The organism is Prosthecobacter vanneervenii (genome assembly GCF_014203095.1).
Classification (GTDB): Bacteria; Verrucomicrobiota; Verrucomicrobiia; order Verrucomicrobiales; family Verrucomicrobiaceae; genus Prosthecobacter; species Prosthecobacter vanneervenii.
This window is the reverse complement of sequence record NZ_JACHIG010000003.1, coordinates 305,914-320,382: the sequence shown is the minus strand read 5'-3', so window position 1 is coordinate 320,382 and position 14,469 is coordinate 305,914. Positions and strand designations below refer to the sequence as shown.

Annotated in this window: 11 protein-coding genes; 4 read left to right on the top strand and 7 right to left on the bottom strand. The window is 60.7% G+C overall.

Annotation, left to right across the window (positions count from 1 at the left end; genetic code table 11):
- Positions 1 to 3 precede the first annotated feature (3 nt).
- A complete protein-coding gene (locus tag HNQ65_RS09225; protein WP_184339234.1) occupies positions 4 to 2,628 on the bottom strand; it encodes a M1 family aminopeptidase in 2,625 nt (874 codons plus the stop codon).
- A gap of 84 nt (positions 2,629 to 2,712) precedes the next feature.
- Between HNQ65_RS09225 and HNQ65_RS09220 the strand changes: the two genes are divergently transcribed.
- Together HNQ65_RS09220 and HNQ65_RS09215 are read left to right on the top strand one after the other, a co-directional pair.
- Positions 2,713 to 4,116 carry a DUF1501 domain-containing protein gene (locus HNQ65_RS09220; RefSeq protein ID WP_184339233.1) on the top strand — a complete coding sequence of 468 codons (1,404 nt, stop codon included), beginning with the start codon at positions 2,713 to 2,715 and terminating at the stop codon, positions 4,114 to 4,116.
- Between the two features lie 9 nt (positions 4,117 to 4,125).
- Complete coding sequence (locus tag HNQ65_RS09215; protein WP_184339232.1) at positions 4,126 to 4,644, top strand: heavy-metal-associated domain-containing protein; 519 nt, start codon at positions 4,126 to 4,128, stop codon at positions 4,642 to 4,644.
- 6 nt (positions 4,645 to 4,650) lie between these two features.
- Here the strand turns inward: HNQ65_RS09215 and HNQ65_RS09210 are convergent, their stop codons facing one another.
- On the bottom strand, positions 4,651 to 6,066 hold the full coding sequence (locus HNQ65_RS09210; protein WP_184339231.1) for a sulfatase: 1,416 nt from the start codon (positions 6,064 to 6,066) through the stop codon (positions 4,651 to 4,653).
- 49 nt (positions 6,067 to 6,115) lie between these two features.
- Positions 6,116 to 7,396: a PQQ-dependent sugar dehydrogenase gene (locus tag HNQ65_RS09205; RefSeq protein WP_184339230.1), complete on the bottom strand. Its 1,281-nt coding sequence runs from the start codon at positions 7,394 to 7,396 to the stop codon at positions 6,116 to 6,118.
- A 353-nt stretch (positions 7,397 to 7,749) separates the two neighbouring features.
- Here HNQ65_RS09205 and HNQ65_RS09200 point away from each other — a divergent pair, with 353 nt between their 5' ends.
- On the top strand, positions 7,750 to 9,723 hold the full coding sequence (locus HNQ65_RS09200) for an amidophosphoribosyltransferase (RefSeq protein ID WP_184339229.1): 1,974 nt from the start codon (positions 7,750 to 7,752) through the stop codon (positions 9,721 to 9,723).
- Positions 9,724 to 9,839: 116 nt separating this feature from the next.
- Here the strand turns inward: HNQ65_RS09200 and HNQ65_RS26950 are convergent, their stop codons facing one another.
- From HNQ65_RS26950 to HNQ65_RS09180, 4 genes are read right to left on the bottom strand one after another with little or no spacing between them, the layout of a single operon-like run.
- On the bottom strand, positions 9,840 to 10,859 hold the full coding sequence (locus HNQ65_RS26950) for an SAM-dependent methyltransferase (RefSeq protein ID WP_184339228.1): 1,020 nt from the start codon (positions 10,857 to 10,859) through the stop codon (positions 9,840 to 9,842).
- 15 nt (positions 10,860 to 10,874) lie between these two features.
- Complete coding sequence (locus HNQ65_RS09190; RefSeq protein ID WP_184339227.1) at positions 10,875 to 12,503, bottom strand: sialate O-acetylesterase; 1,629 nt, start codon at positions 12,501 to 12,503, stop codon at positions 10,875 to 10,877.
- A gap of 48 nt (positions 12,504 to 12,551) precedes the next feature.
- Positions 12,552 to 12,764, bottom strand: coding sequence for a hypothetical protein (locus tag HNQ65_RS09185; RefSeq protein ID WP_184339226.1), 213 nt, complete (start codon positions 12,762 to 12,764; stop codon positions 12,552 to 12,554).
- 42 nt (positions 12,765 to 12,806) lie between these two features.
- Positions 12,807 to 13,361, bottom strand: coding sequence for a two pore domain potassium channel family protein (locus tag HNQ65_RS09180; RefSeq protein WP_184339225.1), 555 nt, complete (start codon positions 13,359 to 13,361; stop codon positions 12,807 to 12,809).
- 89 nt (positions 13,362 to 13,450) lie between these two features.
- Between HNQ65_RS09180 and HNQ65_RS09175 the strand changes: the two genes are divergently transcribed.
- The gene (locus HNQ65_RS09175; RefSeq protein ID WP_184339224.1) at positions 13,451 to 14,401 is read left to right on the top strand and encodes an efflux RND transporter periplasmic adaptor subunit; all 951 of its coding nucleotides are present in this window, start codon (positions 13,451 to 13,453) and stop codon (positions 14,399 to 14,401) included.
- Positions 14,402 to 14,469 lie beyond the last annotated feature (68 nt).

The following is a 14,469-nucleotide window of genomic DNA, read 5'->3' as shown; positions in this document are numbered from 1 at the left end:
GGATTACTTGCCCGCCTTTTTCACCGGAGCGGCCGCCTGTCCTTTTTTCTGCAGCGTCTCGATCTCCTTCTGCTGTTCTTCAGCCTGCTTTTGCAGCTGCTGCACACGATCCCACAGTTTCTTCAAATCAGCAGGGCTTTCCAGGCTGGCGCGGATGTCCTGCACCGATTTGGCTGCGGCCTCGCGCAGGGGATCAATGGAGTCATCATCGCCTCCACGGGTCAGTGGTTCCAGCACCGCGAGCGCCTTCGGATCGCGCAGCGTGCCCAGGGCCTTCGCCGCGCCGACTCGCCAGGAGCTGCGCGGGTCGCTGAGCTTTGAGCTCAGGAAGACGCGCACGTCATCGCGCTTCGGGTTCGTGGGCCTTCGTGCTAGAAAAGCAATGGCGTCAAAAGCGCTCCCCACGTCCCAGCCACGCAGGTCGTTCAGAGTTTGCAGCTTCGCCAGCACGTCAGCCACGGCGGATTCATCATCCTGGGCACGCAGTGCGCGGATGGCGGCGAGCTCCAGGGTATGATGGTAGCTGCTGCCATGCAGCTCTTTGCGGAGAGCTTCGCCCACGAGTTTGTCCGCAGGCTGTGCGCCCCAGGAAGTGATAATGCTGGCCAGGATGTCCGGGTTTTTTTCGCTCTGCGCCATCTTCCACAGGGCGCTCTGAGATTCCGGCGTGTTCAGTGCAGCCAGCGCCTGTGCCACGGCTTTGCGTGCGCGCGCATCGGTCTGGTTGCTGCTGCCGGCGATGAGCGCCGTGCGTGCTTCCGGCACGGAGATTTTCGCCAGGGCTCTGGCCGCTTCCGCCCGCACTGCATGGAAGGCATCCTCGCGCAGCGCCTTCCCGAGTTTGTCGATATTTCTCTCATCCAGCATGCCTATGGCCAGCAGCCGCCCAATGACATCTGATTGCAGCATCCGGTCCAGCAGCGGCCCCGGCGGACTGAAGCTGATTTTTGCCAGCACGGTGTAGTCCGGATCAATGCGCACCAGCTCCGGCTGGGAGGGCAGGGGAAAGTAAAAATCCTCCACCTCCTTGCTCACATCTGCCTTGAAGCGCAGCAGCTCTTTCTGCCCTGCCACCGCAAATCCCACCGGCAGCGGCACCCTGAAAAGCCGCACCTGCTCGCTCAGCTTCTGCGTCTGCCTCACGGTGATCTTCGCCAGCTTGGTTCCAGCATCCCATGAGTAGTCAACCTTCAGCTCCGGCACGCCCCCGTGGAACAGCCACTGGTCAAAGAACTGGTCAAACGACAGTCCGCTGACTTCCTCCACAACATCCTGCAGGTCCTCCGTGCGCACGATGCTGCTGCGATGCCGCTCCAGATATTTTGTGATGCACTTCCGGTAAAGGTCTGGTCCAAGCTGGCTGCGCAGCATGTGCAGCACCCACGCGCCTTTCGGGTACGCGCGCGAGTCAAACTGCTGCATCGGGTCGTCATAGTCACGCCACACGATGGGCCGCGTATCGTTTGCTTGGAACACCTGCTGCGCCTCTTTCCAGAGCGCGTACTTCATCGCGTCAGCACCCAGCTTCTGCTCCTCGTAGAGGATCGTGTAGTAGCTGGCAAATCCCTCGTTCAGCCACAGGTGCGCCCAGTCTCGGCAGGTCACCAGATCGCCAAACCACTGATGCGCCGTCTCATGCGCATCCAGTTCATGCAGGCTGCGCAGTTGCTCGGTGTCTGAGTTGAAGAGCAGGTCCGCTGCTTCAAAGGTGCAGCTCGTGTTTTCCATCCCGCCGGCAATGAAGTCCAGGCAGTACACCTGGTAGTATTTGTCCCACGCAAATGGCACGCCGGTCTCCTTCTGGTAAAACTCAATGATCTTGCGCGTGTCCGTAAAGGCGTTGGCCGCCTGGTCCTTGTAGGAGGGCGGCACCAGCAGCGCCAGCGGCAGCGTCCCCGCCTTGTCCTCCAGCTTGTAGAAATAGCCCGCTGCCAGGGCGATCAGGTAGTTCACATGCGGCTTGTCTTGCAGCCAGTGAAACACCACACGTCCTTCTCCTTCTCCTTCATCCTTCTCGCTCTGCAGCGTGCCGTTGGAGATGACCTGCATGCCTTTCGGCACATGACAGATCACTTCGCTGGTAAAGCGCTCGTTGGGGTAGTCATGGCTGGGGAACCAGAAGCGGTGCTCTTCGGCCTCTCCCTGGCTCCACACCTGCGTGTCCTCTTTCTTGTAGCCCATCTCCGGCGTGCGGAAGTACAAGCCATGATTCGGCATCGCATCGTAGGTGATGCTCACGCTCGCTTCCGCATCCGGCGCGATCGGCTTGGCAAACGTCAGGATCAGCTTGTTCTCCGTGATCTGATGCTCCGCCACCTGAGCTCCCGTCGCGGTGATCGCGTGCACATTCAGGTCCACCGCATCCAGCTCCAGCTTCTCCAGCGGCAGCGCGATCGGTTTGAAGCGCAGCGTCGCTGTGCCGGACACCGTGCGTTTGGCAAAATTCGGCGTCACATCCAGTTTCACATGCAGGATGTCAGCTCTTCGGTCCCTGGCATACTTTCTTCCCGGGATGAGCTTCAGCGGCTGTGGCATCAGCTGCTTGTTGCAGTGCAGGCACTCAGTTGAATCGGCGGCGGCTCCGAGGGTCAGCAATCCGAGGGCAAGAAGGAAACGATGGATGCGCATGATGCTGCGACCATCCCGAACACCCCCGCAGGAGGCAAGCACAATCCGGAAGGAGCGCGCTCCCGCCGCCGTATAAAGCGGGTCATGCTCACCTTTTCCGACCACAGCCTGGGTTCCTCGCGCCTGCAGCGGCGCGATTTCCTGCGCATCGGCGGGCTGGGGCTCGGCGGCATGGCGCTCGGAGATCTCATGGCGCTCAAGTCTCTGGCGGCTTCGAAAAAATCTCTCCTCAAGGACAAATCTGTCATCTTCCTCTTCATGCACGGCGGGCCGTCTCAGTTCGAGACTTTTGACCCCAAGATGGATGCACCCTCCGAGATTCGCAGCGTCACGGGCGAGATCAAAACCTCTCTGCCCGGCGTGACATTCGGCAGCACCTTTCAGCGCCTGGCCAAACTGGCGGATAAATTCAGCATCGTCCGCTCCTTCGTCACCGGCGATGCCATTCACGATATCAAGACCATCGTCGGCAAGGACACGCTCAAGGCAAACTTGGGCTCTCTCTACTCACGCATGGCTGGGCCTCTCCGCCAGGGCAGCGCCATGCCGACCAATGTGGCGCTCTTTCCCCAGGCTGTTGCACCTGCAGCCAGGCCCGTCATCAAAACATTCGGCGACTTCACTTCCAGCGGAGAGCTTGGCTCCACCTACCAGCCCTTTGTTCCCGGTGCGGGCAGTGGCGCTCAGGCAGACATGACACTGAGCATGCCGCAGAGCCGCTTGGACGACCGCCGCGCGCTTCTGACCTCTCTGGACCAATGGAAACGCACCATGGACGCCAGCCACGCCCTGGGCGGCATGTCAGAGTTTCAGTCACTTGCCTTTGATGTCCTCCGGCGTGGTGTTTCAGACGCCTTTGATCTTTCCAGGGAAGACCCGCGCCTCATTGCTCGCTATGACACCGCTCCTCTTTTGCCAAAAGATCGCATCAGCACCGAATGGAACAATCGCGACCATTACGCCGACAACGCCGCCTCTCTCGGCAAGTTGCTCCTCTTAGCCCGGCGCCTTTGCGAGCGCGGCTGCGGCTTTGTCACCGTCACCACCAGCTTTGTCTGGGACATGCATGCGGATAATAACAATGCACCCTGCCGCACCGGCATGGACTATGTCGGCCGTCCGTTTGATCACGCTGTCTCCGCCTTGATCGAAGACATCGAGTCTCGTGGTCTGAGGGACAAGATCATGCTCGTTTGCTGCGGCGAGATGGGCCGCTCTCCCAAGATCAATGTCAAAGGCGGTCGCGACCATTGGGGTGGCCTCGCCCCGCTCATGATCTATGGCGGCGGCCTCAAAATGGGCCAGGTCATCGGCCAGAGCTCACGTAACGGTGGCGAGCCCGCCTCCCAGCCCGTCACCATCCCTGACCTCATCAGCACGATCATGCACACACTTGTGGATGTCGGCGAAGCACGCGTCACCGATGGCCTTCCTCAGGGGCTTCTTAATGTCCTCTCACGTGGCGAACCGATTCGTGGTCTGGTTTGATTCTGTCTCATGCGCTCCCTTCTCTCGTTTTTCCTTCTCCTCTCCGCACTTGAAGCTGCCGAGCCCGTCACTCGCACGTTCTATGTCTCCGGCATGGAGTGCGGCAGCTGCGTTTACATGGTGCAGCAGTCCATCACGGAGACAAAAGGTGTGACAGATGTCAATGTGGCTCAAATCCTCGACAGCTACGCCAATGTGACCTTTGACCCCGCTGTCGTCACCGAGCAGCAGATCGCACAGGCCGTGCGCGAGGCCTATCCTCTGCATGGCACGCCATACCTCGCCACGCTCAAGCTGAGCGTCACCGATTACTCGAAAAACGAAGCCAAGGTGGAGAGCCTCTTCGCAGAATGGAAAAAATGCCTGAAGCTGGAGGTGGTGGACAGGGCCAGTGGCTCCCTCGTGGTTCATTTCCTGCCGATCGAGCTCGACAAGAAAAAGCCCAGCCCGCAGGGCTGGAGTGTCGCTCAATGGATGCAGGCCGCACAAAAGCACGGCCTCAAGTTCAAACTGGAGCAGGAAGGGTAGGAGAGATCATTTCGCCTTGTTCTTCTTCTTGGCCTTTTTGCCTGCGCCTTTCTCCTTTTTGCTTTCCTGGGCGGTAGCCGGCACTTCCTCCTTCGGCAGCACGGCCCCCAGACGGGCCTTGATGTCGCTCATGCCCACCTCACCCGCCAGATTGGTCCACTCATAAGGATCCTTGTCATGGTCGTACAGTTCTTCTGTTCCATCCGCATAGCGGATGTAGCGCCAGCGCGCATCGCGCACCGCATGGTTCCCCTTGCCATGGGTGCACACGGCCACGCCTTCCCACTTTGCAGTCGGGTCTTTCAGCAGAGGCATCAGGCTCGCTCCTTTCACATGTTCAGGCACCGGCAGGCCGGTCAATTGGCACAGTGTGGGATACAGGTTGGTGTAGTCGATTGGCGCGCTGCAGGTGCTTCCCGGCTTGGTCACACCAGGGGCCACGATCGCCATGGACGTGCGTGTGGTCTCTTCCCACAGCGCAAACTTCCGCCAGTGCTGCTTCTCGCCCAGATTCCAGCCGTGGTCCGTCCACCACACGATGATGGTCTTGTCCTTGCGCGGGCTCTGATCCAGCCCGTCCAGCAGTCGGCCCACCTGGTCATCCAGAAATGAGATCGTGGCCAGATAAGCCTGCACCGCCTTCTTCCACTGGTCTCCTTTGATCACCGCAGCATGGTCGCCTTCCGGGCCAGCCATCTTCACGCCTGCCTTGGGGATGTCTTTGAGGTCGTCGTCCTTCGTCACCGGCAGCTTGATCTCCGCCAGCGGAAAGCGGTCATAGTACTCCTTCGGCACATACCATGGCAGGTGCGGTTTGATATATCCCAGCGCAAGGAAGAGCGGCTTGTCCGTCGGCGCTGTTTTCAGATGGTTGATCGCCCAGTCGGTGGCCTTGTAGTCGCCCATCTCGGCCGTTTTGGCATTCACCGGGCCCCAGTCAAAATGACCGCGGTCGAGACCGTTCAGGTTTTCCTCATGCTCTTGGATGGATGGAAAAAGCCCCGCCCATTCCGTCCAGGTGTCGGTGCGGCCCTCGCTGCCATAGCCGTGGTAGATCTTCCCGCCGCCCAGTGTGTTGTAGCCGTTCGCCAGAAAGTGCCGGTTGATCGTGTTCACATCCTTCAGCACCCCCTGCGCAGGATCGCCGTTGGTGTAGATCCCTGTCTGCCACGGCCTCAGCCCGCTCATCAGCGCCGCACGCGAGGGATTGCACGCAGGCGCGGCGCAGTGCGAGTTGGTAAACGCCGTTCCTCGCGCCACCAGCCGGTCAATGTTCGGTGTCTTCGTCTGTGGGTGCCCGCCGAGGTAGCTCGTCCAGTCGTTCAGATCATCCACCGCGATGAACAGCACATCGGGCTTGGACTGAGCAAGCGAAGCCGCATTCAGCAGCAGGACAACCAGGGCGGTAAGACAGATCTTCATGGCCCGCCTTGAACGTGGCCATGCTCCCCGTCTTGCACCAAAGCTCCGCTCAGTCCTCGTCTTTTTCCAGCCGGTACAGCGAGCCTTCTTGAGAAAGCAGCACTGGCTCCCCGTCCACATCCACCGTCACCAGCGTGGGGTTAAATTTGTGCTCGGGCTCTTTACGGTGCACCACATGGCGCTTCACAGCTTGGCCGCTGGTGGGATCCATCCCCAAGGCCCAGACGGTGCCATAGCCCCAGTCAGCAAACACAAACTCACCATAGAGCTGCGGCAGCTTCTGCCCGCGGTACAGCAGCCCGCCCACGATGCAGATGCCTTCGCCACGCATTCTTGTGTAGGCATGTACAGGGTCGGTCGTGTTCGTTTCAGGCAGGAAACTGTGAGTGTGAAAGCTGCTCTTCGTCGGCCCGTCCCGTTCACTCCATCCGTAGTTGGCGCCGCTTTCCACGCGGTTGATCTCCTCCCACAGGTCCTGCCCCACATCCGCGCACCAGAGCTGCCCGGTCCTTGCATCAAAGGAAAGCCCCCACGGATTCCGGAATCCGAGCGCATAGATCTCCTGCCTCACCGTCTGCACCTGGGTAAAGGGGTTGTCCGCTGGAATGGCATACGGCAGCGCTCCACTGCGCCCGTCCACATCGATCCGCAGGATCTTTCCATGCAGCCCCCACGGGTTCTGCGCCTGTCGATAAGGATCGTTCCGCAGTCCTCCATCCCCCAGCGCGATGTAGAGACATCCATCCGGCCCAAACAGGATGTGGCCGCCCCAGTGGTCTGCCAGCGGCTGCGGGATCTCCAGCAGCACGCGCTCCGTGTGCGGCAGCGCGTCTGGCGTGGAATCCTTGGCGTTGGAGGCTCTCATCTCACTGATAACCGTCCGGCGCGGATTGTTCTGCGAATAGCTCAGGTAGAAAAGCCGGTTTTCAGCGAAGCGCGGATGAAAGGCGATGCCATGCACCCCTTCTTCAAAGAGCACCACCCCCTTCATCTTTTCCCGAAAGTCGAGAAACGGTCGCCACTGCCCGCTGCCGTCCAGCCGCACCGCGCAAAATTCCCCGCGCTGCATCGCGATCACCTGCTCCCCGCTTGCATCCGGCACGGAGGCCAGCGCCACCGGCGAGTCAAATTCACGATCAAACGCCAGCTTCCTCAGCAGGATGCCACCCAGCGGCTCCTCAGGGATCTGCGGCGGGGGGATTTCCGGCTGCTCGGGCACCGGCAGCGTGCTGCCTATTTCTGGAATGGCCGCATAAATCGACGGTTGGGCCAGCAGGGCCGCCAGCGTCAGCACGGGCAGCCAGAAAAGTGCGGTGGGGGGAGTTTTCATGGGGGTTAAGGGTGCCAGCTGCATGGAGCATGCCATCCTGACAGCCCGGCTGCCTGGTCTGCTCGAAACAGATTCGTTGAGTGACTAAAATAAATGCTCAGATGGCTTGGGGTTCGACTTTTTGTCCTTTGATCGCAATCACCCAATGCTAGGAAGATCTTAAAGCGACACCATTAAGTATTAATCGCAATTAAGTGAGGGGCTGCCCTTGAGGCGCGAGCCACTGCCAGCGGTTCGTTTGAACGCAAGAAGCTAAATTACGTGTTGAAAGTCAGTCCAGACACCTCTCACAGAAACTTTTTCCACGTCTTGCACTCCTCACGCCACATGGCAAAGATAGGCGCTCCTTAACGATGAGCGACCCAATCAGTCATGAGTGCGGAATAGCGGTGGTGCGGCTGAAAAAGCCGCTGGGCTACTTCTATCAAAAATACGGCAACGCCCTCTACGGCTTCGATGCCCTCCAGGCCATCATGACAAAGCAGCGCAACCGTGGTCAGGACGGCATGGGCATCGGCTGCTGCAAGCTCGACATGCCCCCCGGCCTCCCCTACATGTTCCGCATGCGCAGCACCGAGAGCGTCGAGCGCATCGGCCAGGTCTTTGATGACGAGCGCAAGGAGTTCAAGCGCATCGCCCGCCGCATCGACAAGCAGCGCAAGGACGAGCGCGACCAGGAAGGCAAGGAATTCGTCTCTTTCGAGGACGATCCGGAGGCCATTAAACGCGAATTCGAGATGGCCGGGGAGATCTACATCGGCCACCTCCGCTACGGTACCAGTGGCGACTTCGGCAAAGGCGCCCTCCATCCCTACATGCGCCGCACCACCTGGCCCACGCGAACACTGATGGTGATGGGCAATTTCAACCTCACCAACACCCGCGAACTCAATGAGATCATGATGAAGCGCGGGCAGCACCCCGTCTTCGGTACAGACACTCAGAGCGTTCTTGAAGAGATCGGCTTCCAGCTCGATGAGGCCCACACCCAGCTCTACCATGAGCTGCGCGACTCCGGCATCCCCGGTGTGGACATCCCCCACCACATCAGCGAGCGCCTCGATGTGACTTCCGTGGTCAAGGAATCTGCCAAGCGTTGGGACGGCGGCTACAGCATCGTCGGCGTCATCGGCAATGGCGACCTCTTCGCCATGCGCGATCCCAGTGGCATCCGCCCCTGCCACTACTACGAGAACGACGAAATCTTTGCCATCGCTTCCGAGCGCGTTGCCCTCATGTCCGTCTTTGGCGTCTCCGAGGAGGACATCCATGAGCTCCCTCCGGCCCACGTGGCTGTGATCAAGGCGGCTGGTGGCATGACCATTGAAAAATTCACTGAGCCGCGCGACTTCAAGCCCTGCTCCTTTGAGTGCATCTACTTCTCCCGTGGCAACGACTCCGCCATCTACCATCAGCGCAAGGCGCTCGGAGAGCAGCTCGTTCCGCAGGTGGTCAAAGCCATCGACAATGACTTTGAGCACACCGTGCTCAGCTTCATCCCCAACACCGCCGAGACCGCCTACTTCGGCTTCCTCGATGGCCTGCGCAAAAGTCGCCGCGTCGTCGTCAAGGAGGCGCTCATGGACATGCTCAAGCGTGGCGAATTCGACGAGGCCAAGCTCGACGACCTCGTTCTGCGCAACTGGCCGCGCGGAGAAAAAATCGCGCTCAAGGATATCAAGATGCGCACCTTCATCGCCCAGGAAACGGGACGCGATGCGCTCGTCTCCGGCAGCTACGACATCACCTACGGCGTCGTCACGTCCAAGGACAATCTCGTCGTCATCGACGACTCCATCGTCCGCGGCACCACGCTCAAAAAGAGCCTCCTGCGCATCCTCGCCCGCACCAATCCCAAGCGCATCATCGTCTGCTCCACCGCTCCGCAGATTCGCTACCCCGATTGCTACGGCATCGACATGGCCGAGCTCGGCAAATTCATCGCCTTCCAGGCCGCTGTCTCACTCCTGCGGGAGCGAGGCATGGCGCACATTGTTCGCGAGACCTACCTCGCCTGTAAGGAGGAGCTTCGCAAACCCAAGGAGGAGATGCGCAATGCCGTGAAGGCCATCTACGCGCCCTTCACCGACGAGGAAATCTCCGCCCGCATCGCCCAGATGATCAGCCCCGAGGATACTCCGTGGCATGGTACCGTCGAGGTCATCTACCAGACCATCCCGGACCTCCACTCCGCCCTCGGCGCCGAATACGGCGACTGGTACTTCACCGGCGACTACCCCACTCCTGGCGGCTTCTCCGTGGTCAACCAGTCCTTCATCCTCTACTTCGAGGCCAAAGACGGCCGCGCCCACGAGGCACTGCTGTAATCGAGGTTGTCACTCCACTCACATCCCGCGTCAGCGTCCCCGGACTGCGGTGCTTCAGCACCGCTTCCTCCTCGCCCTGCAGAGACAAAAACCAGAAGGGAAAGTTTTCTCCCCCCTCACGCCACCCCAAACGCGCACACCTCGTTCTTGTTCGCGCACAGCCGCGTCAGGTGAAACTCCGCGCACAGCGCCGGAGCCTCGCGCTTCAGAATGTCCAGCAGCGCGTACTCATCCTGTCCCTTGAACTTGATCGTCACCACAAACTGCCGCATCCGCTTCTCCCTCAGCCACTCCAGCAGCAGGTCGATGCTCCTCTGAGGTGCGGCGATCACGTCACACACCAGCCAGTCCACGGTCTGCGGCGGCTTGTACTTGAAGGCATCAGCCGTTTCAAATTGCAGCCTCGGATTTCGCATCAGATCCTCACGCAACTCCGACCGGTCGATCGCGATCACACGCGCTCCACGCTGGATGCCCACATAGCTCCAGCTCCCCGGAGACGCACCCAGGTCCACGCACGTCTGCCCGCGCTCGATCCTACGCCCCAGCCGCTGCTCAGACTCCACCAGCTTCGTAAAGGCGCGCGATGGCGCGCTCTTGTCATCCGCCAGCGGCACCTCGCCACGTGGAAAGCTTGAGATCAAACAGCGCAGCGCATGCGCTCGCGGTGCCGCCACGGCAGAAATCCATCCCGCCTCTGGCCCGGTCAAAAGGCACTGCACCAGCGATGTCTGCGCATCAAACACTTCATCCGTATCAATCATGGCGCGCAGCAGATGCCGCCGCTTCTTCTTCAGCCGTTCCACCAGCGCTGCGCGGATCAGCTCACAGCGGTGCAGCCCTGCCTTGCCCTCCCCATACTGCGGCCACAGGTGCAGCCGCCACGGCTGGTCATCGGGAAACACGCCCGCCACTGCATCAATGATCCGGTCCGCCCATCCGTTGATCGAGGCCGCAGTCACCTCGCTCGCATCCGGCAGCGTCTGCCGTGCAAATGCCAGCAGCAGTCCTTCCAGCGGCAGCTCAGCCGCAAGACCCAGCCCCGCCATCTCATGCTGCACCGCATCCGGCGCGGCGCGGCGCAGCTCGTCCGCTAGAAAGGGGACCGTATCAGGATCAGAGAGAAAAAGATGCACGCCAGTCGGTGTTGGTCACGGTTTGGCAGGTGCGGACTTCGCCGGCGCATTCTCCTTGAAGGGAGACACCACGCCAAGCGTGGACGGCAGAAAGTCATCCGTGCGGAAGCACGAGGCAGGCAGTCCTTCTGCATTCATGAGATTGGCACCCTCCGGCCAGCTCGCCCACGCGTAGCGCACACCCACCGGCTGCGGCACGCTCTCACTCCATACCACGACCTCATTGCCTTCGATCTTGGCCTTGGCCCACACCCATTTCTGATCCGCTCCGCTGATCTGAAAGCTCTTCGGCTCCCCGCCATCGCGGGTCTTCAGGCCCGAGCCCGTGTGCGTAAACTGCACGCGCACTTTGTCTCCCTGCACCACGGAGGAAAGGTAAAGCGGACCGCAGTATTCCGCGCCCGACTTGCCATAGTCCTTCGCCAGTGCCCACAGCGCCAGGCGGCGTCCCACCTCTTGTTTGTTCTTCGGATGAATGTCATTTTGCTCGCCGATGTCGTTGATGATGGCGATCCCGCACTTGTCCAGCGTCTGCGCCGTCAGCGTTTGCGCCTCCTGCAGTTCCGCCCAGGTGTCCGGCACCCCAGGGTCCGTGGCTACAGGCTTGCCGTTTCCAAAATTCGCCAGCTGCACGATGTAGAAGGAGAAGGCGTCCACCCATTGCTTGCGCCAGTCATTGATCATTGTTGGCAGCAGCTCTTGATACTGGAAGGCGCGCTTCTGATTCGACTCTCCCTGGTACCAGATCGCACCCTTCACCGCGTAGGGGATCAGCGGAGCCACCATGCCATTGAAGAGCACGCTGGGGCGGTGCTGGGTCTTGTTCGGATCATCCGGCGGGCGCGGGGCAGGGGGGCGCGGCTTCTTTTTGTCCGCTGGCAGCTTGGCATTTTCGGCATCGATCTTCTGCACCAGCGTCTGCCACTCAGCTTTGCGTTGATCAAAAGCTGCCTGCTCCTTCGGCCCGTCCCACTTCGCAGCGGCATCCTTCCAGTCCGCCAGCATCTCGGCCGCACACGGGCGTTCTTGCAGTGCCTCACCGCTGGTCCAGGCTTCGATGCGTGTGCCACCCCACGAGGTGTTGATCAGCCCCACCGGCACCTTCAGCACCTGGTGCAGATGACGGCCAAAGAAATACCCCACGGCGGAAAATTCTCCCACATTTGTACTGTTGGCCTCTTTCCACGCTCCCTTGCAGTCGCTCTCCGGCGTCAGGCTCGGCCGCCGCTCTACATTAAACATGCGGATCTGCGGAAAATTTGCCGCGGCGATCTCCTCCTGCGCCTTGCCAGCCTGCTGCACCGTCCACTGCATGTTCGACTGCCCGGAGCAGATCCACACCTCGCCCACCAGCACGTTCTTGACTGTCACCGTATTTTTCCCCGCCACCACCAGGTCGGCGGGCTGGGCGTTCGCATTCATCGGATTCAGCGTGATCGACCACTTGCCTGACGGATCCGTGAGAGAGCTGTGCGTCTGGTCACCAAAGGACACTTTCACATCCTCGCCCACATCAGCAGTACCCCAGATGCGCACCAGCTGGGTCTGTTGCAGCACCATGCCATCCGAAAAAAGGGCAGGCAGTTTTACTTCGGCCTGCAGGCTGGTCGCGAGCAGGAGAAGACAGAGCGTGGCGTGTTTCATGGCAGGAAGGGTCGTGTGGATCAGGAGGACGGGCAAGTAAGCCAAATGTCAGAGCAGGGTGCTGTCATCGGTGCGCTCCAGGCGCCCGATCTTCTTCTTAATCGTCTCCAGCAGCACCGTCATTTCATGCACGCTGCGCAGGCATTCCTTCTGCGTCTCCTCATCCGCCAGTCCTGGCACGGCGGGATGAATTTTCATGAACTGCAGCGCGATGTTTTTGCAGGCTTCACGGATCTGGGCGATGGCGGCGGGTCTCTCCATCCGCCCAGCGTAGAGCGCCCGCACGCCTGCGCAAGATGCGGATCATTTCTCATCCCGCCCGCGGATGCGCAGGGAGTCCTTCAGGCTCACAAAGTCCGAGAGCAGAAAGATCACTGTGAAGAAGGCCAGCACCACCTCCATCATCGTCACCAGCTTGGCCGGGATCGTCTGCGGCGTCACATCCCCAAAGCCGAAGAAGGAAAAATTCAGCACGCTGAAAAAGAAAAACTCAAACAGCTGCTCCCCCTGGCTCCACGCCGCATTGATCGCGCTGAAGCTCTCCGCCTCCGCCGTCTCCAGGCACCAGAAATCCAGCGCATAAGAGAGCGTGATCTGCGCCATGTTCACCCCCATCAGTCCCAGCACCCGGTGGTAGGGCACGTTGTCCTGCACCGCCAGCAGGATCTGCTGCAGGTTTTCCACAAAGAAAAACACCGTCTTGGCCAGCGCCACCGCCACTACAGCCAGGCAGAATGCGTGGCCCGTCAGCCAATGCGCACCCCACAGCATTTGCAGCCCCAACGCCACCAGCAGGATCACCACCACCTCACCTCCCTGGCGGATGACTTGCAATGCGATTCCTGGTTCCTGTTTCATCCCGCAAATTTGACGCTTTCTGGGTCGCCTCGTCGAGCGTATTCTCACCCGTCATTCGCTATCTGGCTCTCGCTGCATTATCTCCGCTCATGAATCTCGTCTCCTCCGCCATCCGCTACTCCACCTACCTTCTCGCCATCGCGGGCGTGATCGCCATGGGGATCGTGCTGCAGACCATCCGCAGCCAGGAGACCGCCATGCCCCCGCCTCCCGTCGTGCCGCCCATGAAGCAGACTGCCGATGACATCGCCGCCACCGGCATCCTGGAGGCCAAGGACGAAAACGTCGCCATCGGAGTGCCCATCCCCGGTCTGGTGGAGGCCGTCAAAGTGGCCGTCAATCAGACCGTCAAGGAAGGCGATCCCCTCCTCATCCTCGATGATCGCGAGCTCCGAGCCTCCCTTCTCAAGCAGCAGGCCGCCATCGCCATCGCAGAGGCCAATCTCGTCGTCGCCCGTGCCCAGCTCGCCAAAGTCCAGGACATGCTCGACCGCATGAAGTCCGTCACCGACATGCGCGCCATCAGCCAGGATGATCTCCGCAACCGCACCAACGACGTCCTCGTCGCCAAGGCCCAGCTCCAGGCCGCCGAGGCCCAGCTGGCCTCTGCCAAGGCCGAGGTCCAGCAGACCGAGTTGCTCATCGAGCGCCTCACCGTCAAGGCCCCCCGTGCCGGCACCATCCTCCAGGTCAACATCCGCGCCGGCGAATACGCCTCCCCCTCCAACAAACAGCCCGTCCTCGTCCTCGGAGAGATCTCCACCCTTCATGTCCGCGCAGACGTCGACGAGCAAAACGCCATGGAGGTCGCCCCCGGCAAAGACGCCACCTTCTCCCTCAAGAGCGACTCCACCCGCAAGTTCAAAGCCCAGTTCGTCCGCATTGAGCCCTACGTCATCCCCAAAGTCTCCCTCACCGGCGCCAGCACCGAGCGCGTGGACACCCGCGTCCTCCAGGTCATCTACAAGCTCGAAAAACCCAAAGACCAGGCCCTTTACGTCGGCCAGCAGGTGGATATCTTCATCCCTCGGGGGAAGTGAGGGGCATCAGAAGCGGACTGGGCAGGGCCTTCAAGAGACTCGTTGAGTCCTCCCAAATCCCACGCAAC